Below are 20,669 nucleotides of genomic sequence, written 5' to 3' on the forward strand. Positions count from 1 at the left end.
ACAGCTGATCGACTGCCGTCGCCGTGCCGAGAACCCGCCGTCGGTGAACGCGCCGTGGCCGTCTTGGTCGAGGATCTCGCCGGGCAGCGCGACGGCCGCCGGGGTGCCACTGGCTGGTGCGGACTGCCGCCGAGGAGGGTCGTGAGGGTGAACAGGCCGACCGCGCCGCTGCGGACGGCGTCATCGACGCGAGTGGTGACGTAGGCGCTCAGCAGCCGGGACACGGTGGCCAGCACGCGACCCGGCGTGAGGCGGTTGGCCGCGCGCGCGGCGCTGACGCCAGCAGCGCGCCGACGACCGTGCCGGGTAGGACGGGCGCGCCCATGCGCATCATGCTGCGGCGCTGCCGGGCCAGCAGGTGGACGCCCCGGAGAGAACGGCTAGGTGCGTCGTCGTTGCACGTTGATCGTTGTAATGCGTCGGCTCTGAGGATCTATCGGCTGGTGGGGATCATGCCCGCCGTATCGGCGCCGCGTGCACGGCACCGGTTCGGGTCAGAAGCCGTGAGTCATGGGGCAGCCGCAGTGCCGTGATGGTGCCTACGGCCGGCAGGACAGCGGCCACGGTCAGGGCGACAGCGGGTCCTGCGGTGTGCCACTGGGCGGCGCAGACTGCGGCACCGCAGGCGCCGCCGAGGAAGGTGACGAGCGTGAGCAGGCCGATGGCGCCGCCGCGGGCGGCTCCAGCGCGGGTGGTGGCGTACCCGCTGAGCAGCGTCTGCGCCACGGCCGCCGCGGTGAACGCCGCGGTACTGGCGGTCGCGAGTGCCCAGGGCCGTTGGTCGGTGGCGGCGTAGCACAGCGCGGCGGTCAGCAGGAGGCTGACGACCGCTAACACCCGCCCCTGCCGCACGCGTCGGGCCGCGCGCACGGTGGCCCGTGTCAGCAGCGCACCGACGACCGCGCCGGGCAGCAGGAGCAGACCGATGTCCATCGTGCTGTGGCCCTGCCGGGTCAGCAGGTGGGGTATGGCGTAGAGGAGGCCGAACAGGCCCCCGTAGACGCATGCTCCGGTGGCGGCGGCGTACCGGAACCAGGAGGCGGAGAGGACTCCGCGCGGCAGGAACCCGTCGCGGCGTCGGCGGGCGCGCACTGCCACGCCGACGGCGAGGGCCGCTGTGGCGGCGGTGATCATGATGGTGGCGACGCCGGGCTGCCCAGCGGCGGTGTGCGCGATCAGTAGGAGCCCCGCGGCGCAAGCCGTGACCAGAGCCGCGCCGGGCCAGTCCACCGGGGTGCGTCGCGGCAGGCGGTAGGTCATCGGCCAGCAGGCCGGCACGGCGACGACCGACAGTACCGGCAGGACCAGCGCTACGCGCCAGGACCAGTGCGCCGCCGCCGCGCCCGCTAGTGGGGCGGTGGCGGAGAACCCGGCGAGGCAGGCGCCGAACGCCGCCAGGGCAGTGGGGCGGCGGGCGGCGGGCAGCCCTGCGGTCGCGGTGAGCGCGGCGGCCATCGCCGCTCCGGAGCCGGCAGCCAGCAGGACGCGGCCGGCGACGACGACGGCCAGGGTGGAGGCGATGAGGCAGACCAGGGCCCCTACGGTCAGCAGAGCCGCCGCGGTGGCCAGGACCGGCCGGCTGCCCCATAGATCTGCCAGGCGTCCGCCTGCCAGCGCGCCGACCCCGACGCCGACGGCGTAGGCGGTGAGGATCCAGATCAGCACTGCGCTGTCGCTGGGAAGGTGTCTCTCACTCGCGGGTAGGGCGACGGCGGCGGCACTAACCCCGTACACCGCCGGCCCGTACAGTGCCCCCCATCGCCATCCCGGACCACGACCGACGGTGCCGGCGGTAGACCCCTCTTCGGGCGACCGGGAGGGTGTGCTCATCGCGGTCTCGCCGCCATCGCGGTGGGGCGCGGGTGAAGGGTGCTCGCGGCGTCCCGTCCGGCCTCGCTCCCGCCGCGAGGTGGCGGTGGGTCGGGTGGCGGTGTGCGGCGTCGACGGGTTCCGGCGGCGATGGCCACGGCGGCGGGGGCGAGCAGGAACGGGCCGGACAGGGCGGCGACCGCGGCGACGGTGAGCGCGGCGAGCGCGGCGTTGACCCGCTGGCGGGGTGTGGGCAGCAGACGCGCCGCCGCGGCGAGACCGACCAGGGTGACGCAGGCCAGCAGCGCGGCGAAGGTCCGCATCAAGGTTTCCACGGTGATCAGGCGCGGCGCCGCTGCGGCGGCGACCGCGACGAGCGTCGCGGCGGCGGCCTGGACCGCGACGCCGCGCCGGGGCTCGCCGTCGCGTGTCACCGCGAGGCGGGCGGGCAGGACGTGGTGACGGGCCAGGCTGACACCGGCACGCGCGCCCGCGGCGACGAAGGTGACACTGGCCGCGACGGTGAACAGCACCGCTGCCACCGCGACCACGACGGCGGCCCACGGCCGTCCGGTAGGGGCGAGCAGGCGCATCAGCGGCACCATCGTGTCGCCCGCCTCGCCGCCGAGCACGCCGACGGTGCACCAGGCCAGTCCGGTGTAGAGCACGACGATGATCGCGAGGCTCACCATGGCCGCCCTGCGGACCTGCCGCGGGTCGGTGAACTCCGCGGACAGGTTGGCGGTGACCTCCCAGCCGCAGATCGCCACGAACAGCACGGCGACGGCGCTACCGATCCCCGCGACACCGTGTGGCGCGAACGGGGTGATCCGATCGAGACTGACGCGTGGCCCTGCCACCACGACCACCGCGACGAGTAGCCCGACCAGCACCCCGGTGAGGACCAGCTGCAGCCGGGCGGACAGGCGCAGCCCCACCAGGTTCGCCAGATACACCAGGGCCAGCAGCACCGCCGCGAACACCAGGGCCGGTCTCGCCGAAGCGTGCAACGCGGCGGCGGTGTAGCGGGCGCCTGCGATAGCTCCCGCGACGACCCCTGCCGGTACCGCGGCGAACAGCCAGCACCCGACGACGGCCGCGGCGCGGTGGCCGAACGCCCGCCGGGTGAACGCGGCCACACCGCCGGAGTCGGGGTAGCGGGTACCGAGCGCGGCGAAGGACGTGGCGATCTGCGCGGACACGCACAGCAGCGCCGCCCACGCCAACAGCGACGCCGGGCCGGCAACCCGCACCGCCATCGCCGGCAGGACCAACACTCCCGGCCCCAGGACGGCGCCGACGCACAACGCCGCGCCACGCGCCGTGCCGATCCCGGCGCTCACCGCGCGGGCTCCGTGTCAGCCGGGCCGGCGCCAGCGCGGAACTGGTCAGCCAACGCCCTGAGCACAGCGACGACATCCGGTGGCGGCATGGCGGCGTCGCGCAGCAACTGCGCCTGTCGCACGGCGACCTGCCGTCGCAACATGCCCGCCAGTGACGATCCTTGCTGCGTCGGCCGTATCACCACCCGTCGCAGGTCATGCTCGTGCAGCTCGCGACGCACCAGACCGCGGTCGCTGAGCTGCGCGAGCGCGGAGGTCAGTGTCGCTCGGGCGACGCCGGCCTGCCGGGCGATGTCCGCCGGCTCGGCCACCTCGCCGGCGCACACGAGCTCCAGCACGTCGTAGGAGGTCCACGTCAGCCCCGTCTCGCGCAACACGGTGCGTTCCAGGTACGCGCGCACGACGTTCGCACTGCGGCACAGACATGCCAGCAGGTCGGGCTCTACCCGACGGGCCCGGTGTCCGCCGACGGGCGGGCGGTAGATGCCCGCCGGCCGGCGGACGGTGGCGCTCACCACGACCTGCCTCGGTGGTGGGGACGGTGGACGGTCGCAACGCCACCACGGCCTCCCCGGCCGGGGCGCCGGCCCGACAGTGCCGGCGTCGCGTCACGTGATTGACAATCATGGGCTGCGAAACACATGGTCATCCCCGTTCTTCCGGTGTCTGCTGGAGCATCGGCGCGGGCATGGCGCGGCGACAGCCGGTGGCACCTGTCCGCCCGCCCCATCACGCAGCGACGCCGCGGTCGGAGCCCGCCTGAGATCTGGAAGGGAGCCTGCGGCGGCGATCGACGCGGGGCGCGCCGCAGCGCCACGCGCCCCGGCCTCGCGTCGGCCGCGTGGTCGGCTCGCGGCAGCGGGCCTCAGTCCTGCGGTGCGCCGTTGGTAGGCCCAGGGTGGTGGGTCGCACCGAGTGCGGCGTTGACGCGCTGACCGAGCAACCGCAGCTGGTGATGCATCGCCACCAACGCCGCACGCCGCGACGGGCTCGGCTGGCGCGCCGCCGCCAGGATGAGCTCGTCGATGTCGCCGCGCAGCTTGCGCAGACTGCTGCTGGCCGACGCCAGCGGCAAGTCGAAGCCACCGCTTTTCACACTGCTCCATCGCCTCGGTGCGCCCGCGGCTGGCATCCGCCGCCGCGGTGACCGGACCCCGGCGGTCGCCTCGCGTCCCTCTTGCCTGATCACGGCCTCAACTCCTCGGCCTCGCACCGTCGCTGTCGCACCGACCCGGCGGGCAGCCCGCACGCGGCCATTGGGGCACCCCGTGGTGTGGTCGGTGAAACGGCGGGGACCGACGGCGCACCCGCCGGCCCCCGCCGCTCGCCGCCGCGACCTCACGAGCCAACGGTCGCCGCGGCGAACGGGGCACCGTGGCCATCCGGTGAGCCGCCGAGACCCGCCGTGAGGCGGCTGGTCACGCGGCAGCGACAGCGTCACGGGACGCGGCCAGGCCAGGCGATGCCGCCGCGTGGTGGCGGCCGGATGACAAGTGCCCGAGCGGCGACGGTTCCCCCCTTTGGTCCCGTCGCCCGCCGACCGGGGCGCACCTCGCGGGCAGGTCCCCGATCCGCTACGCTCCACCTAACTGTAGTTCGAAACTTTCGTACTACAGTTGCTGGGGCGATGACGAGAGCTAAACACGACATCCCCCTGGCGGTCAACTGTAGTTCGTAGTTTTCGTAGTGCAGTACGGAGGATCTTGTGGCTTCGACACCTGCCGACCACGCTGACGATCACACCTCGCAGGTGATCCAGTCCCGGTTGCTAGTGATCCAGTCCCGGTTGGAGTACCTGTTCAGCGGGGAGCGCGAGGGGGCGGAGCCCTACACCGAGAGCGAGGTCGCCCGCGCGCTCATCGCCCGCGGCTACCCCATCACCGAGGGCGGGCTGCGCAACTTGCGGCGCGGGGAGAAGATCAACCCCAAGGCCACCACCCTGATTGGCCTTGCCGAGCACTTCGGCGTCCCCCCCGGCTTCCTCCTCGGTGAGGGGGACGAACCCACCTTGAAGGCCCGCGAAGCGCGGGTCCTGGCCCGGACGATTCAAGACCTCAGCCCCGAAAACCGGCGAAAGATCGCTGCCACGATCCGGGACTACCAAGAGTTGGAGGCACTCAAGGAACGCGCTTCCCGGCCCTCGCCGCCCGACCAGTAGAACCCTCTCGCGCTGGCGCACCGCCGGGAAGGGGCGGTCGGGCATGCCGGCGGGTCAGGACTGCGCGAACGCCGCCGCGAGCAGGGCGCCGGCAAGCAGATAGGGGCCGAAGGCCAGCTCGGATTGGCGCCGTAACGCGAGACGGGCCAGCGCTTCGGGCCCGGCGAGCAGGTAGGGCAGCAGGCCGCCCCACACCACCGCAGGCCAGCCGAGTGTGCCCAGCGACGCGGCAAGGACCGTCGCGAACCGCACATCGCCCGCGCCGATCATGCTGCCGCCCGCGGCCAGCACGAGGTACGCGCCGCCCACCGCGCTGGCCGCGAGCAGCGCCGTCACCAGCGTCTGCCAGTGCCCGGTTGCGAACGCGTCGCCCGCGAGAAACGCCCCCAGTGTCAGCGCCATGGCCCCGACGAGCGGCGTGGGAAGCCGGTGCGTCGCGGCGTCCACGGCGGCGAGCAGCAGCCCGAGGTCAATGAGGATGAGCCACGCCGCCACCAACGGCACGCCGCCTGGCCGCTCATGCAGACGCCCGGCGAGCGCCACCGATCCGGAGGCCAGCACGACGGCGCCGCCGCCGGAGGCCAGCGCGTGCCAGCGGAGGCGACGGGCGCGCGGGGCGTTCCCGGCGCGCAGGCGTGCCACGGCGCGCAGGTAGGCCGCCGGCAGCACCGCTCCCGCCAACGCACCGCTCACCGCGCTGCCCCACCACAACGTCGCGTCCACATCGCCCCCCACCCGCCGCTCGACGCGGCCATCCCTGCCCACCCGGCGTCACGCCGGCGCCCTACCGGGACACTGCGCGCCCAGGCCTCGGGCGCCGCGCCGACCCTTCAGGTAGGCGAACTACAGTACGAAGTTTTCGAACTGTAGTTGACTGTCTACGTCGGGGTGTGCTTTGCTCGGTCCGTTCCGATGCCGCACTGTGGTGCAGATTCTGCGAAGTGTGGCGTGGCGCCGGGCGAGCTGAGCGGTAGTGCCAGCCGCGCCCGGGAGATGCCCGTCCGCCGGCCGTCGGCGGCGTCCAAACGGGTCAGACAAGTCGATGTCCAGGAACCGCGAGAGCGGTCGGCTCGCCGTCGCGAGGAGACACGATCAGCATGATCATCAAAAGGATTCGTCGGGCTCGTGGCCGGTTCGTCGGGTTGGCCGTAGGCGTGTGCCTGGCGGCCGGTCTCGGCGGATGCGGCGGGGGCGGCGCCGCGCAGGATCCGCCGGCGAGCCGTCCCCCGGCGCCCCCGGTGGTGGAGCCGGGTGTCAGCGCCGACGAGGCGGCGTTGCGGGCCTACCGGGGCATGTGGCAGGCGTACGCCGAAGCCGGCGTGACCGCGGACGCGCAGTATCCGGACCTGCCGCGGTACGCCACCGGCAGAGCCCTGTCGACGTTGCAGACCGGGCTGACCAGACTGCGGGAGGACGGCAACGTCATCAAGGGCGCCTACCGGTCGGACCCGCAGGTCCTCGTGACCACACCGGCGACGCTGCCGGCCGCGGCGACGGTGACCGATTGCCTGGACACCACCGAGTTCCTCACCTACACCGCGGCCGGCGCGTTGGTCGACGACATCCCGGGTGGTCGACGGGCGGTCCGGGCGACGGTCACCCGTGACGGGGACGGCTGGAAGGTGTCCAGCTTCGGGGTGCAGGCGGTCGGCACATGCTGAGGCCCGCGCCCCGGGTGGGGATCGTCGCCGCCGTCGTGGCCGTGGCCGTCGGGGTGATGGTGTCGCCCGCCCGGGCCGACGACGGTATCGGCCATGTCGACTGCACGCGCAGCCCCGCCGCACCCGAGTGCGAGCTGACCGCCGAAGCCCCCGGTGGCCCCGCCGGGCCCACCGGCGGACCGACCGGGGGCAGCGGCGGCGCGCACGACAGCGACGACGCGGATGAGCAGAGCGACTGCTACTGGGCGCCGGTGCCCGGTGACCGGCCGCCACCTGCCGGGTCGGGCCCGCAGGGCGGCTGGTACGCGCGCACCTGCCTGCGCGACGGCATCGGGTCGCAGGCCACGCCGGTGTGGCTCGACGAGGCGCCCGGGCTGAACCCGGCCGCGCTGGCGCAGACCGCGCGCTCGCGCCTGGTCCTGCCCGCCCCGCAGATCCGCACCAACCCCGACACCGTGCCGTTCGTGCTGGTCCGGGTGCCGGTGTGGTTGTGGGTGGATCGGGTGACCTGGTCGGTGCGGTCGGCGTCGGCGTCGGTGCCCGGGGTGACGGTGACCGCGACGGCGACGCCCACCCGGGTGCGGTGGTCCTTCGGCGACGGCAGCACGGGCCTGACCTGCCGGGGTCCGGGCCGGCCGTGGACGCCGACGATCGACCCGCGGGCCAGCTCGCCCTGCGGGCACACCTACACCCGCTCCTCGGCTTCCGCGCGCACCGGCACGTTCGGGCTGCGGGCGACGGTCACCTGGTCGGTGACCTGGTCCGGGCCCGGCGGTCAGGGGGGCACGCTCGACCCGCTGACGACGACATCAACCCGCGCGGTGCCGGTCGGGCAGTCGCAGGCCGTCGTGGAGCGTGTCCGGTGAGCGTGGCCACGCGTGCGGTCACGAGCGCGGCCGGCGCGGACGCCTCGACGCCGTCGGCGCGGCCGGCCGGGCGCCGCAGCGGCCAGCGGGTGGCCGCCGGGGTGCTGCTGGTGCTGGCGACGGTGGCCACGTTCTGGCAGGTCGATCTGCGGCGCAATGCCGCGCACCAGTACCTGGCGGTGGCCCGGCCGATATCGGCGGGTGAGGTGATCGCTGCCGCCGACGTGCGGGTGGTGCGGGTGCCGAACCCGCAGGGCCTGGCCCTGGTCGCCGCCGAGCGCCGCGACCAGGTGGTGGGGCACAGCGCCGCGGTGCCGCTGGCCGCCGGCAGCCTGCTGGTGTCCTCGCAGGTCGGTCCTGCGGCGTGGCCGCCGGCCGGGCAGGCGGTGATCGCGGTGCCGGTCCCGGAGGGACGCGCCCCCGCCGGCCTGACCGCCGGGGCGCGGGTCGCGGTGGTCGTGACCGCCAACGGTGCCGGCGGTGAGCAGCCGGCCCCGCCCGGCGGTCAGGGCGGGGCGCCGCGGGCGGTGGGCGCGGTCGTGTCGATCGCGGACACGGTGCATACCGGCGGGCAGGTGGTGACGCTGCTGCTGGCCGACCGCGACGCGGAGGCGGTCGCCTCGGCGACCGGCGAGGTGGCGCTGGTCCAACTCAACGCCGGCCAATGAGAACGGGCTAGTGAGAGACGCAGGAGGTGCGGACGATGTTGGTGGTCCTCGCGTCGGTGTCCGGCGCGCCCGGGGTGTCCACGGCGGCGCTGGGTCTGGCCGGGCTGTGGCCGAAGCGACCCGGGCTGCTGGTGGAGGCCGACCCGTGCGGCGGCGTGGTCGCCGCGCGGTTCGGGCTGCGGCAGGAGCCGGGGTTGGCCGCGTTGGCCGCGGCGGCCCGTCATGGCCTGCCGGCGGGCGCGGTGGCGCCGTTCGTGCAGATCCTGCCGCTGGGTGTGCACGCCGTCGTGGCCGCCGACGCGGCCGCGGGAGCGGTGTCGGTGCTCGCCGACCGGCCGGCGGCGGTCGCCGCGCTGGCGCCGGTGGTGCTCGTCGACGCCGGCCGCCTCTACCCGGGCAGCCCGGCGTATGGCCTGCTGTCCGCCGCGGACGCGCTGGTGGTCCTCACCGTCGGTGACACCGAGCACCTCGACCACGTCGCGCACCGGCTGGCCGGGCTCCGCGCCAGGGTGCACACCGGCACCGTCGGCCTGGTCGTGACCGGCAAGACATCCTTCACGCCGCAGGACATCAGCGGCCAGTGCGGTGCGCCGGTATGGGCCCACCTGCCCCGCGACCGGTGGGGCGCGGCCGGGCTGAGCGGGCGGATGGCCGGACCCGGGTGGGCGCGGACCCGCCTGGCGCAGGCGCTGCGTACCCTGGCCACCACCCTCGCGGACCCGCCGCAGCCGGCCCGCCCGAGGCTGGAGGTCGCCCGGTGACCGGCCCCGCGGGTGTTCCGCCCGCACCGGCGAGGCCGGAGGCGGTGGCGCCGGAGTTGGTGGCGCGGCTGCGGTCGCGGATCAGCGGCCGGCTCGCCGCGCACACCACCACCGCGTCCGATCCGCCACCCGACGCGCTGATCGCCCGGTTCATCGCCGAGGAACTCGTGGCGCACGCCCGCGACACGATCACCGACGGCGGTGTTCCGCTGACCGCGAAGGCGGAGGCGGCGCTGGCCCGGGAGCTGCAGCACACCTTCACCGGCCTGGGTGGCCTGCAACGGTGGCTCGACGACCCGAACGTCGAGGATGTCTTCGCCAACGGCTGCGACAACGTGTGGATCCGCACCACCGGCGGGGTCATGGTCCGGGTGCCGCCGATCGCCGCCTCCGACGACGAGCTGATCGAACTGGTGCGGGTCGCGGCGGCGCGCAGCGGCCAGGAAGAGCGACGCTTCGACCGCGGATCACCGAGCCTGTCGCTGCGGCTTTCCGGCGGGCACCGGCTGTTCGCGGTGATGGCGGTGTCCAAGCGGCCCACCCTGGCGATCCGCCGCAACGTGTTGCAGCACGTCACGCTCGACGACCTCGTCCAGCGCGGTGAACTCACCCCCGGGCTGCGCGACCTCATCGCCGCGATGGTGCGGGCCCGCAAGAACCTGGTCATCTGCGGCGGCACCGGCGTGGGCAAGACCACCCTGCTGCGCGCCGCCGCCGGGGCGATCGGCGCCCACGAACGGATTGTCACCGTCGAGGACGCCTTCGAGGTCGGCCTCGACGAGAACACCGACGCCCACCCGAACACCCCGGCGCTGCAGCAGCGCGAACCCAACCTCGAGGGCGTCGGCGGCATCGACATGACGACCATGGTCAAGTGGGGGCTGCGGATGCGCCCGGACCGGGTCATCGTCGGTGAGTCCCGCGGCGCCGAGGCCGTGCCCATGCTGCTGGCCATGTCGCAGGGCAACGACGGGTCGATGTGCACCATCCACGCCTCCTCCAGCAAACAGGCCCTGTCCCGCCTGGCGATGTACGTGATGCAGGCGCCGATGCAGCTGACCTTCGACGCCGCGAACGTGCTCATCGGTCAAGCGGTCGACTTCGTGCTGCACCTCGACGTCGCCACCGACGGCACCCGTGTGTTGTCCTCGATTCGGCAGGTGCTGGAGACCGACGGCACGCAGGTGACCTCCAACGAGATCTACCGCCCCGGTCCGGACCGGCGGGCCGTGCCGGCCGCACCACTGCGCGCCGACACCCTCGACGACCTCACCGCCGCCGGCCTGGACCTCGACCGTCTCGCCGCGGATCGGTGGTGAGCCGTGGACCTGTCGCCGATCCTGCTCGGTGTCGGCTGCGCCGCCGGTCTGGCCCTGATCGCCGACGGCCTACGCCGCCGCGCACCGGGCACCCCCGGCGGCCGGCGACGGACCGGGTGGACACGGGCGCAGCGCACCCGGCTGCTGGCCGCCGTCGCCGCGGGACTCGCCGCGGCGACGCTGACCCGCTGGCCCGTCGCCGCGCTGCTCGGCGGCGCCGCCGTGTGGGCGCTGCCTCGCATCCTCGGCCCCGACCGTGACCAGGTCCGCGCGCTGGCCCGCATCGAGGCCGTCGCCGCCTGGGCGGAACTGCTGCGCGACACCCTCTCCTCCGCCGCGGGACTGGAGCAGGCGATCACCGCCACCGCCGCGGTCACGCCGGCGCCGATCCGGGCGCAGGTCACCGCGCTGGCCCAGGCCGTGCGCGGCGGGGCGCGGCTGCCCGACGCCCTGCACGCCCTCGCCGCCGACCTCGCCGATCCCGTCGCCGACCTGGTGGTCCGCGCCCTGACCCAGGCCGCCGGCCACCACGGCGGACAGCTGACCGACAGTTTGACGAGCCTGGCCGCCACCGCCCGCGACCTCGCGGCCATCCGGATGCGCATCGCCACCAAACGCGCCGCGACCCGCACCGCCGCCCGCGTCATCACCGGTACCAGCATCGCCATGGTCGCCGGACTGATCCTGCTCAACCGCGGTTTCCTCGCCCCCTACCACAGCGTCACCGGGCAGTTGGTGCTCCTGCTGGTCGGTGGGGTGTTCGCCGGCGGGTTCTGGTGGTTGGCCCGCGCCTCCCGGCTTCCCCAACCCCCACGCGTGCTCGGCAGCCCGGGGCGGGCGTCATGAGCATGGTGCTCGCCTGCGGACTGGCCGCCGGCCTTGGACTGGTCCTGGTCGCCACCGGCTTGATGCCGGCCCGACCCAGCCTCGCCCAGGCCCTCGACGCTCTGCGTCGGGCACCCGCTCCGGCCCCGCCGCCGGCACCGGCGCGCGCCCGGCTGCTGTCCGCGCCGCTGCGCGCGCTCGGCCTGCCCGGCCAGCGGATGCGCGCCGACCTGGCGGTGCTCGAGCGGCCCGCCGCGCTACACCTGGCCGACCAGATGCTGGCCATCCTCGCCGGCCTGCTGCTGCCACCGGTCGCGATGGCGGTGCTGGCCACCGGTGGGGTCAGCTTCGCCGCCGGCACGCCGGTGTGGGCATCCCTGGTAGGCGCCGGGGGCGGGTGGTGGCTGGCGGAGTCCACCGTCCGCGCCGAAGCGCAGCGGCGCCGCGACGAGATGCGCTACGCCCTGTCCGCGGTGCTCGACCTGGTCGTCATCTCCCTCGCCGGTGGCGCCGGGCTCGAACAAGCCCTCGACGACGCCTGCGCCGACGCCCGGGGCTGGGCCGCGCAGCGGCTGCGCCGCGCCGTGGACACCGCACGGCTGCTGCGCGTACCCCCGTGGCAGGAACTGGGTCAGCTCGGCGCCGACACCGGTGTGATCGAACTCGAAGAGGTCGCCGCGGCGCTGGGTCTCGCCGGCACCGAAGGCGCCCGCATCCGCGCATCGCTGACCATCCGCGCCGCGACCCTACGCGCCCACCAGGGCACCGCCCTCGAAGCGAAGGCCAACGCCGCCACCGAACGGATGTCCATGCCAGTGATGCTGCTGGCCGCCGCCTACCTGCTGTTCCTGCTCTACCCGGCAGTCGCGGTGATCGACGCGCTCTGACGAGCGCGTCGACGCGGAACCGACGTGCTGCCACACCGCAACCGAGGGGAGACGCACAGCAATGACACCACCGGAGCCCGCCCGCTCTCGCGCCGGCGCCACACACACCCCGGTCCGCCACGGTCCCGCGCCCAGGCGCGGCCGGCAGTCACCGGCACCCGTCCCATCCCCGGCCGCGCGCGCCGACGCCGTCGACGTTGCCGCCGGCAGGAGCGCAGACCGGTACGCCACCCGGACCAGACACGCCCACCGCGCCGGTACCCGCGACGAACAGCGCGCGACGCGGGGCCTGCCCGACACCGTCGCACCGTACCCACAGGAGCGATGCCGTGGCGCTGCCGCCGGCGAGCGCGGACAACCCCGCGCTGCCCGCCGGGGTGAACGGCCCGCGCGGATGGGCGGCGGCGAGCCCACCGTCCGGCGCCCGCCCGGCACCGCGGCCCCCGACCACCGACCACCGACCGGCGGTAGACCGTACCGCGACAGCGGCAGCCAGAGGAGACTCGCATGTACCCGAGCAGCGGTGCTGGCCCGAGCAGCGGTGCTGGCCAGATTGACCCTCGTCCACCTCACCGTCGCCGCCCGGATCCGTCGTCTGCGCGGCTCCGGCGACCGGGGCAGCGAAACCAGCGAGAAGGTCCTGTGGATCGCCCTGCTGGTCTCCCTGGTCCTCGCCGTCTACGCCATCTTCGAGTCGAAGATCATCGGCAAGGTTACGGGCATCACCCTCTAGCGCCGCGCCAGCGCGACGGCCACCCCGCCCGCCAGACCCGCGACGACCGCGGGTCGGTTACCACCGAGGTGGTCCTGACCGCGCCGTTGCTGATGCTGCTCGTCCTCGTCGGCGTGCAACTCGCCGTCTGGGCGCTCGCCCAACTCGGCGTGCAGCACGCCGCCAACCACGCCCTGCAGACGACCAGGACGCTCGACGGCACCGCCGCCGGCGGTCACGCCGACGCGGTCGCTGTCCTGGACCACGTCGCCGCCGGCCTCGTCACCGACCCGCAGGTGTCAGTGACCCGCACCGCCGACATCGCCAGCGTCGCGGTGTCCGGGCGGGCACCCGCGGTCGTGCCGTTCCTGCGCCTGCGGGTGAGCACCGACGTCAGCGCCCCCACCGAGAGGTTCCGGGCGCTCGCCCTGCCCCGCGGCGGCACCGCGGTCGAACAGGACCCGCGATGAGCGCGCCTCCGGCCGGTCACCGCCCGCACGCCGGTGCGCGGCGGCCAGGATGGGCCGGCGACCGCGGCTCGATCAGCGTCGAGTTGGCGCTCGGCTACGTGCCGCTGATGGTTCTCGCCGCTCTGGCCATCGTCGCCTGCCTGCGGCTGGCGTCCGCGGCCATCGACGTCAACTCCGCCGCCGGCACCGCCGCCCGCCAGGCGTCCCTGGCCCGCACACCCGCCGCCGCCACCATCGACGGCGCCGCCGCCGCCACCAGCGCCCTCGCTCGACGAGGCATCACCTGCCAGCCATCCACCGTCACGGTCGACCCCGGCACCTTCACCCCGGGCGGGCAGGTCAGCGCCGCCGTTGCCTGCACCGTGCGCCTCGACGACCTGGTCGGGCTCGGCCTGCCCGGCTCCGTCACCATCCGCGCCACCTCCCACCAACCCCTGGACACCTACCGCGACGTCGACCAGCGGGTCCTCGCGGGTTCAGGAATGCCGAAACGTCGTCGGGATCCGCGACGCTTCCTGCCCGCCGTGGGCCTGACCGAGGGCGCCGGAGCCGCACCGGAGCCGGGCACTGCGCGCCCCGCCGACCACCGGCGGCGGCCCGGCACCGACATCGCCCGCGTCGCTGGGGCGCATCGACCGGCCCGCGATGCCGGTCAGCGGGCCAGGACCGGCGCCACGCGGCCTCGGGGTGCCCGAGCCCGACAGGCCTGTCACGACGACCACGGGCAGATCACCCCGTGGACGGTCGTCGGCGTCGTCATCGTCCTGGTCCTCGCCGGCCTCGTGCTCGACCTCGGCGCCGCGATGGCCGACAAGGTTCGCCTGCGCGACATCGCGCAGGCGGCCGCCCGGGCCGGCGCCCGCGAGATCGACCTCGCCGCGTACCGCGCCACCGCAGCGATCGGACTACACCCCGCGCGGGCCGCCGCCGCGGCACGCGCCTTCGCCGCCCAGACCGGCGTCGACGGGCAGATCACCGCCACCGCGTCGACCACCACCGTCACCGTGACCATCACCGGCACCCGGCAGACCCAGCTGCTGCACCTCGTCGGCATCACGGGCCTGCCGGTCTCCGCGACCGCGACCGCGACACCCCTGACCGGCGTCACCGCGCCCGACTGAGACCGACCCGACCTGCACCACCGGGAGCAGCAGTGTCCACATTCCTCGCCGCCACGGCCCGCCGGCTGGCCGGCCTCGCGTTCGTGGCCCTGCTCACCGCCGGCGTGCCCTACGCACTCATCCGCTACGTCGGCTGGCCGCTACCCCACCAGGTCCCCACCTGGCAGGACTTCGCCACCACCCTGACCTCACCGCTGACCGACACCATGATCGGCAACGCCATCGCCTGCCTGCTGTGGCTGGCCTGGGCGGCCTTCATCTGGTCCCTGGTCGCCGAGGTCACCGAAGCTGTCGCGGGCATCCGCCTGCCACAACCGCGCGCCATCGCCCCCGCCCGAGGGCTCGCCGCGCTCCTGGTCGCCGCCATCACCGGCGGTGTACTCGCCACCGCCGCCCAGGCGGCCCCCACCTTCATCCAGCCGGCGGGCGGGACGGTCCCGGCCGTGGCCGCCACGGCCAACGCGGCGGACAGCGCGTCGAGCACCACGACCCGACCCGCAATCACGCATCCTCACCGGCCGGACCGTGAGACATCAGCCCTGGCGGAGACCCGGCGCGGCACGCACGATCCGATGCAGCTGGTGGCCGGGCATGTGACGCTGGTGTCGGCCGGGCAGCGCTACACCTGCCAGGTCACCCGCGGCGACACCTTGTCGGGCATCGCGCGGCAGTGGCTGGGTGATGCCAACCGGTGGCCGGAGATCTTCGCCCTGAACCGAGGCACCCACTTCCGCGACGTCGGCGGCACGCTCACCAACCCACACCTGATCTACCCGGGCTGGACCCTGGAACTTCCCGACGACGCGACGCCGCCGGCCGGCTCCGGCGCGACCCGGCCCGACCAGCCGGCACCCGATCCGCCCACACCAGCGCCGCCACCACCTGCCGACCAGCCGCCGTCCGAACCTCTGGCCCCGAGTCCTCCCGCCAGCCCCAGCACGCCACCGCTATCAGACGATGACGACGGTGTGGTGGAGCCTGCCGCGCCGGCCGACGTCGCTGCCACACCGGCAGGCCCACCACCGACGACGGACACCTCCACCGGGGACTCACCGGCCGAACACCAGACACCCACACCCCCACCGGAAACGTCGCCCGGGGTGCCACTGGGCACCGGCAGCTGGCTCGACCTCGGACTCGTCGCCGCGATCCTCGCGGCCGTCGCGCTGGTCTGGGCGCATCGCCGTCGCCGCTACGTCCCTGCCAAGCCCACCCCCCGGCTACGCCTGGAGGACCCGAGCGTCGCCCCCATGCCGGGGGTGATCACCCGGATCCGTCGTGGCTTGCACCGAAGTCCGCCACCGACTCCTCGGACGAGCCCCGACACCCCGCTGGACACGCTCCCCATCGAGCCCAGGCCGGACGAGCCGGACCCCGACGACGACGGGACCGCCGTCGACGCGGGCGTGCCGCAGCCGGTCACGCCCGCCCTGTCCAGCCCGCTGATCGAGGTGTGGCCACCCGCCGGGTTGGGACTGATCGGCCCCGGTGCCGACGCCGCGGCCCGAGGCTTCCTGGTATCCGCTCTCGCCGCAGGTGGATTGGACGAACCCAACAGCCGCGGGCACGTCGTGATCCCCGCCGGCACCCTGGCCACCCTGCTGGGCGCCGCCGCCGTTGGGGTGCCGGACACCCCCCGGCTGACCGTCACCGGCGGGCTCACCGACGCCCTGACGCTGCTGGAGGAGCAAACCCTGCACCGCACCCGAGTCTGCTTCGACCACGAAGTCGACACCGTCAGCGCCCTGCGCGACGCGGACCCCATGGCCGAGCCCCTCCCGCCGATCGTCCTCATCACCGACACCACCGCCGCACACGAACGCGCACGCATCGCCGCGGTGCTCACCCAGGGGCAACGACTCGACATCCACGGCATCCTGCTCGGCGCCTGGCCCGACGGGGACACCGTCACCGTCGCAGGCGACGGATCCACCCGCCCGGCCGACAGCGACGCGCACCGGCACGGACGCCACCCCGCCGACATCGGCCGCCTCACCGTCATCGACCCGACCGAAGCCGCCGACCTGCTCCGCGTCCTCGCCGAGTCCCACACCGGCGAGCCACAGCCACCGGCCCCCACCGAACGCCCCCCACTGCCCGACACCACCACGCCTGGCGACCCCGCGGCGGGCCCCGACCCCGCGGCGGCCCACAACGACGAAAAGGCCACCCCTTCAGCAGAACTGGCCGCACCCGGCGACCACCGACCCACGCCCACCGTCGAGCCGACCATCGACGTAAGCGACAGCGCCGCGTCAGCGCCCGGCCACGACACCGACCACGACCGCGCCGACCGCGAGGACACCTCTGCCCCCCGCGACGGCACCGACCCGCACGACATAGCCGACCAGGTCAAGGTCCAGATTCTCGGCGACGCCCGCATCATCGACGTCGACACGACGCAGCCCCTGCGCGGCAAGTCCCTCGAACTGCTCGTCTACCTGGCCGTGCGGGGCGGCACCGTCAGCCGGGAATCGATCCTGGACGACCTCCTGCCCGAAGCCACGACCAGCAAGGCACCGCACCGGCTGCACACCTACGTCTACAACCTGCGGCGCGTGCTCAAACGCACCGGCGGCACCGCCACCTACCTGTCCCACCCCGACCAGCGCTACACCCTGCACCGCGACACCGTCGACGTGGACCTCTGGCGGATGAGCGACGCCCTCGACCACGCCAACCGCGCCGCGACCCCCGCCGACCGGATCGCCGCGCTGCGCCGCGCTGTCGACACCTACCAAGGCCCGCTCGCCCGGGGCAAGGACTACGAGTGGATCGAACCGTACCGCGAAGCCGTCCAACGGCAGGCCGCCGACGCCGCCCTCGCCCTCGCCGACGCGCTGGCCGACCACCCCGCCGACGCCCTCACCGTGCTCACCACGGCCATCAGCCACCACCCCTACGCCGAACCGCTGTACCAGGCGGCGATGCGCGTACACGCGGCGCTCGGCGACGCCACCGCCATCCGTGACCTACACCGTCAACTCGCCCGTGCCCTCGACGGCATCGACACCGAGGTCAGCGACGACACCACCAGCATCGCCCGCAGCCTGGTCAACCAGCTCGGCCGCCACCGGCCCGTGAGCAAGGACTCGACGTGACCACGCCCGGGGGGCTCGGCCGCCCTACCGGACCCGCATCGACTTCGCCGCACTCACCGGCCCCCACCTGCCCGGGCGCATCCGCCCGCGCGAACCTCACCCCCGCTGCCGGCGCACTCGACCCGCAGCTGGCGCACGCGGTCCGGCAAGCCGCTCGGATGCGGGCACTCTTCTACGTGGTCGTACTCCTGGTGGCCCTGACCGGGCAAGTCATCGGCGCGACCCAGAAACTCGACGTCCACCTGCTCATCGCGATCCCCGCCGTCGCCACACTGGAACTGGGCGGCGTCGTGGTGATGACCAACGCGGACGTCCGACGCCGCCTCGGTGAACGTTCCCTCGGCTCCCGCATCCTGTCGGCCGCCGTCGCCGCGGCCGCCGTGACGTTGAACTGGCTGTCCCACGACGACGTCCTCGCCGCCGGATTCTTCGCGGGCATGTCCACCCTCGGCTACCTCGTGTGGCTCATCCACGCCGAGAACATGCGACGAGACCGCCTCCGTGCCACCGGCGCGCTGCCCGCCACCACACCCGCGTACGAACTCCTCGACCACTGGATCCGGCATCCCCGGACCACCCGACGCGCCCGATCCTTGGCCAGGGCCGACCGCACCCTCGGGCTCTACGACTCATTCCACGCCGCCCGCGCCGAACTGCGCCGTGAACACCGCGACGCCGCCATCGCCAAGATCCTGCGCCGCAAGATCAAGGCAGCCGTTGACCCGACCACCGCCACGATCGCCGAACACGTCTACGACCTCAACGAGATCGCCGCCCGCCTGGCAGCCACCGCCGACTACGACGGACTCACCCAACTCATCGCCACCGACCTCGCGCCAACACGCATCGCGAGCCGTACGGACCGCCCCGGACCGCGCCGCAGACGCCTGCGGCCGACGCGCACCACGCGATTGGACGGCGACGGCGGCTCCACCTCGCTCCTCGACCAAGAGTCCTCACCGCCGGCACCGGAAGCGCGGCGACAGGCCCCCTCCGACTCGGCCGACCTGACAGTGCCGCGGAACCGATCTTCGACCGTGGACACCCGCAACCGGTCGCTCCCGCCGCCCCCACCCGACCACAGCGCCGAACCCCGCCGCGAGGACTCAACCGTACGGTCCGCCCAGGCAGACAACGGCCGTACCCCCACCGGAGACAGCCAACACGACACTCACGCAAACGCCAACAGCGACGCCAACGACACCCATCTCCCCACCGACCGCGGTGACCCATCACAGATTCCTCGCAAGACAGCAGCTGCCGTTGCGTACTGGCTCGGCCGCGATCCCCGCATGGAGCTCGACGAACTCGCGCGCAGAGTCGGCAAGACCGAACGGACCGTGCGCCGCTACCTACCCCCGAGCTGGCGACCCGCCACCAGAACAGGCAGCCGGCGGTAGCGCGCTGCACTCACCCGGAGGTAGAGCACCCGTCGCCGTGCACACCGTCGGCCGACGTCCACCGCGGCGAACGCCTACCGTGCGGGTCGCAGAAGTCCGCGCCCGGTCTGCCCCATCGCCGGTCACGCCACCGAAGTCACCTCCGCGACCGCCGCGCCTCTCCACTACGCAATCGCTACGAATGTTCGAGTATCGGCTGGACATGCCGTTCAGGGGCGTAGCCAGGCTCCCAAGGAAAGCGACCGTGCTGGTCGGGCCACACCACCTGTTGCAGGCGAACGGTATTCCTGCCGTACCGGGCGAACACGGCGCCGGGAAGTAGTGCCTCTGTGGCGGATCCCTCAACGATGACGGCGTCGTAACCCGCCAGGAGATCGCTGATGCGCTGACCTGACGTGAACCGTTCCGCACGGTCGAAGACCCGCGTGGCGAGGTCGTTAAGCAGCGCCTGCGATGTGCCGGGGTCTAGGCCGGCGACGATGAATTCCGGGTAGCCGTGCGCGGTGAGCCCGACGGTGTAGGCGAACGGGGCTCCCGGGGTCGTCTTCGGTCGGGACGACGGCAGTGACTGCCCACCCGTACCGATCGATAAGTTCCTGCTGCCGACGCTCGACGTCGTCGATTCCCATGGCGTGTCACTCCTCGATTCTGTTCAGTCGCGGCTGAGGTGATGCCCTGCGTTGCTTGCCCTGACGAGCGGGGCGGGACCGGTCGCGGACCGCAGGCGGCCCGAACGTCGGGTTCCGCCTCGCAGAGAGGCTCGGGTCATCGGATCGGGTTGAACGGATCGGTGGTCATCGGCGCGGGCGGTGTCGGCGGCAGGGCGTCGAGCCAGGCGTGCACCTGGTCGATGTCGTGCCGGCGCAGGCCGGTGTAGCCGTTGACGGGTACCAGCAGCGTGGGGATGCCCTCGGCGGTGCGCCGTTCGGCGTCGTAGGGGTCCTTTCCTCCGTGTTCGTCGTCGAGCACGGCGGTGGGCCGTTGGCCGGTCCAGGCGTATAGGTCGAACAGTTTCCGTTGATGGCCCCAGGCGATGCCGGGGTAGCGGTGTTCGATGACGGTCAGGTCTTCGGGTAGGCCCAGGTGCCGGGCGATCCAGCTCGCGGCCAGTGGTCCCCAGCTGGTGTTCCATACCAGCATGGCGCCGCGGCTGGTGAGTTCCCGCAGCCAGGGACCGTGTTCGGGGTGCAGCCAGACGGTGCCGGTGACGTGCTCGCCGGCCGGATTGGGTCCGTCGTACTGGTGTGGTCGGTAGCCCAGTTGCTCGGACGCCTCTGCGGCGTCGGGGATGAGTACGCCGTCGACATCGACGGCGACGACCGGTGACGCAGGGTCTACGTGCATGTCGTGGGTTGCCTTTCCGGGATGGCCGGGTCGTCGGCGCGGCGGTGAAGCCAGCGCCGACGGCCGGCCGGTTACTCGTATCGGTTCGCGGGGCAGCCGTCGCCGCCGGTGTGAACGGTCCCGGTGCGGTCCTCGGCGGGTGGGCGGGTGGGTGGGACAGGGGCGCCAGCGGTACGGGTTCGCCTCCGGATACGACGGGCCGGGGCCGGAACACGAACTGAGGG

20 protein-coding genes and 1 pseudogene are annotated in these 20,669 nt (G+C 73.9%); 13 read left to right on the forward strand and 8 right to left on the reverse strand.

The window, feature by feature from the left end:
* Positions 1-450: 450 nt before the first annotated feature.
* The 4 genes from O7615_RS14095 to O7615_RS14110 all read right to left on the reverse strand — a co-directional run bounded on the left by O7615_RS14095 (position 451) and on the right by O7615_RS14110 (position 4,248).
* Positions 451-1,734 carry an MFS transporter gene (locus O7615_RS14095; RefSeq protein ID WP_278177976.1) on the reverse strand — a complete coding sequence of 428 codons (1,284 nt, stop codon included), beginning with the start codon at positions 1,732-1,734 and terminating at the stop codon, positions 451-453.
* 92 nt (positions 1,735-1,826) lie between these two features.
* The gene (locus O7615_RS14100; protein ID WP_278177978.1) at positions 1,827-3,152 is read right to left on the reverse strand and encodes an APC family permease; all 1,326 of its coding nucleotides are present in this window, start codon (positions 3,150-3,152) and stop codon (positions 1,827-1,829) included.
* Positions 3,149-3,667, reverse strand: a complete 519-nt coding sequence (locus O7615_RS14105; protein WP_278177979.1) for a MarR family transcriptional regulator — start codon at positions 3,665-3,667, stop codon at positions 3,149-3,151. Before O7615_RS14105 ends, O7615_RS14100 begins: the two co-directional genes overlap by 4 nt.
* A gap of 350 nt (positions 3,668-4,017) precedes the next feature.
* Positions 4,018-4,248, reverse strand: a complete 231-nt coding sequence (locus O7615_RS14110; RefSeq protein WP_278177981.1) for a hypothetical protein — start codon at positions 4,246-4,248, stop codon at positions 4,018-4,020.
* A 609-nt stretch (positions 4,249-4,857) separates the two neighbouring features.
* On the opposite strand from O7615_RS14110, the gene O7615_RS14115 reads away from it, so the two are divergent.
* Positions 4,858-5,310 (forward strand): hypothetical protein, encoded by a 453-nt coding sequence (locus O7615_RS14115; RefSeq protein ID WP_278177982.1) that lies wholly within the window; start codon positions 4,858-4,860, stop codon positions 5,308-5,310.
* A gap of 54 nt (positions 5,311-5,364) precedes the next feature.
* Here the strand turns inward: O7615_RS14115 and O7615_RS14120 are convergent, their stop codons facing one another.
* The gene (locus tag O7615_RS14120) at positions 5,365-6,033 is read right to left on the reverse strand and encodes a peptidase A24 (protein WP_278177984.1); all 669 of its coding nucleotides are present in this window, start codon (positions 6,031-6,033) and stop codon (positions 5,365-5,367) included.
* Between the two features lie 374 nt (positions 6,034-6,407).
* Here O7615_RS14120 and O7615_RS14125 point away from each other — a divergent pair, with 374 nt between their 5' ends.
* From O7615_RS14125 to O7615_RS14155, 7 genes are read left to right on the forward strand one after another with little or no spacing between them, the layout of a single operon-like run.
* Complete coding sequence (locus O7615_RS14125; protein WP_278177986.1) at positions 6,408-6,971, forward strand: hypothetical protein; 564 nt, start codon at positions 6,408-6,410, stop codon at positions 6,969-6,971.
* Entirely contained in the window at positions 6,965-7,837 is an 873-nt protein-coding gene (locus O7615_RS14130) for a hypothetical protein (RefSeq protein WP_278177987.1), read from the forward strand. The genes O7615_RS14125 and O7615_RS14130 overlap by 7 nt, the downstream gene beginning before the upstream one ends.
* Positions 7,834-8,505 (forward strand): SAF domain-containing protein, encoded by a 672-nt coding sequence (locus O7615_RS14135; RefSeq protein WP_278177988.1) that lies wholly within the window; start codon positions 7,834-7,836, stop codon positions 8,503-8,505. Before O7615_RS14130 ends, O7615_RS14135 begins: the two co-directional genes overlap by 4 nt.
* A 35-nt stretch (positions 8,506-8,540) precedes the next feature.
* The gene (locus tag O7615_RS14140) at positions 8,541-9,266 is read left to right on the forward strand and encodes a hypothetical protein (RefSeq protein ID WP_278177991.1); all 726 of its coding nucleotides are present in this window, start codon (positions 8,541-8,543) and stop codon (positions 9,264-9,266) included.
* A complete protein-coding gene (locus tag O7615_RS14145; RefSeq protein WP_278177992.1) occupies positions 9,263-10,585 on the forward strand; it encodes an ATPase, T2SS/T4P/T4SS family in 1,323 nt (440 codons plus the stop codon). The genes O7615_RS14140 and O7615_RS14145 overlap by 4 nt, the downstream gene beginning before the upstream one ends.
* A 3-nt stretch (positions 10,586-10,588) precedes the next feature.
* Entirely contained in the window at positions 10,589-11,431 is an 843-nt protein-coding gene (locus O7615_RS14150) for a type II secretion system F family protein (RefSeq protein ID WP_278177993.1), read from the forward strand.
* A complete protein-coding gene (locus O7615_RS14155) occupies positions 11,428-12,297 on the forward strand; it encodes a type II secretion system F family protein (RefSeq protein ID WP_278177994.1) in 870 nt (289 codons plus the stop codon). The genes O7615_RS14150 and O7615_RS14155 overlap by 4 nt, the downstream gene beginning before the upstream one ends.
* 148 nt (positions 12,298-12,445) lie before the next feature.
* Here O7615_RS14155 and O7615_RS14160 read toward each other — a convergent pair whose 3' ends face one another.
* Positions 12,446-12,748 carry a hypothetical protein gene (locus O7615_RS14160; RefSeq protein ID WP_278177996.1) on the reverse strand — a complete coding sequence of 101 codons (303 nt, stop codon included), beginning with the start codon at positions 12,746-12,748 and terminating at the stop codon, positions 12,446-12,448.
* Between the two features lie 75 nt (positions 12,749-12,823).
* Here O7615_RS14160 and O7615_RS14165 point away from each other — a divergent pair, with 75 nt between their 5' ends.
* The 5 genes and pseudogenes from O7615_RS14165 to O7615_RS14185 all read left to right on the forward strand — a co-directional run bounded on the left by O7615_RS14165 (position 12,824) and on the right by O7615_RS14185 (position 19,101).
* Positions 12,824-13,030, forward strand: coding sequence for a hypothetical protein (locus O7615_RS14165; RefSeq protein WP_278182102.1), 207 nt, complete (start codon positions 12,824-12,826; stop codon positions 13,028-13,030).
* Between the two features lie 44 nt (positions 13,031-13,074).
* Positions 13,075-13,479: pseudogene (locus tag O7615_RS14170) on the forward strand (TadE/TadG family type IV pilus assembly protein); the annotation flags it as partial.
* 728 nt (positions 13,480-14,207) lie between these two features.
* On the forward strand, positions 14,208-14,600 hold the full coding sequence (locus tag O7615_RS14175) for a pilus assembly protein TadG-related protein (RefSeq protein ID WP_278182103.1): 393 nt from the start codon (positions 14,208-14,210) through the stop codon (positions 14,598-14,600).
* 32 nt (positions 14,601-14,632) lie between these two features.
* Positions 14,633-17,701: a BTAD domain-containing putative transcriptional regulator gene (locus tag O7615_RS14180; protein ID WP_278177997.1), complete on the forward strand. Its 3,069-nt coding sequence runs from the start codon at positions 14,633-14,635 to the stop codon at positions 17,699-17,701.
* Complete coding sequence (locus tag O7615_RS14185; protein ID WP_278177998.1) at positions 17,698-19,101, forward strand: hypothetical protein; 1,404 nt, start codon at positions 17,698-17,700, stop codon at positions 19,099-19,101. Before O7615_RS14180 ends, O7615_RS14185 begins: the two co-directional genes overlap by 4 nt.
* A gap of 175 nt (positions 19,102-19,276) precedes the next feature.
* Here the strand turns inward: O7615_RS14185 and O7615_RS14190 are convergent, their stop codons facing one another.
* The gene (locus O7615_RS14190; protein ID WP_347405127.1) at positions 19,277-19,687 is read right to left on the reverse strand and encodes a DUF4262 domain-containing protein; all 411 of its coding nucleotides are present in this window, start codon (positions 19,685-19,687) and stop codon (positions 19,277-19,279) included.
* Positions 19,688-19,866: 179 nt separating this feature from the next.
* Positions 19,867-20,445, reverse strand: a complete 579-nt coding sequence (locus O7615_RS14195) for an HAD domain-containing protein (RefSeq protein WP_278177999.1) — start codon at positions 20,443-20,445, stop codon at positions 19,867-19,869.
* Between the last annotated feature and the right edge of the window lie 224 nt (positions 20,446-20,669).

This window comes from Micromonospora sp. WMMD1082 (assembly GCF_029626175.1).
In the GTDB taxonomy this organism is placed as follows: Bacteria; Actinomycetota; Actinomycetes; order Mycobacteriales; family Micromonosporaceae; genus Micromonospora.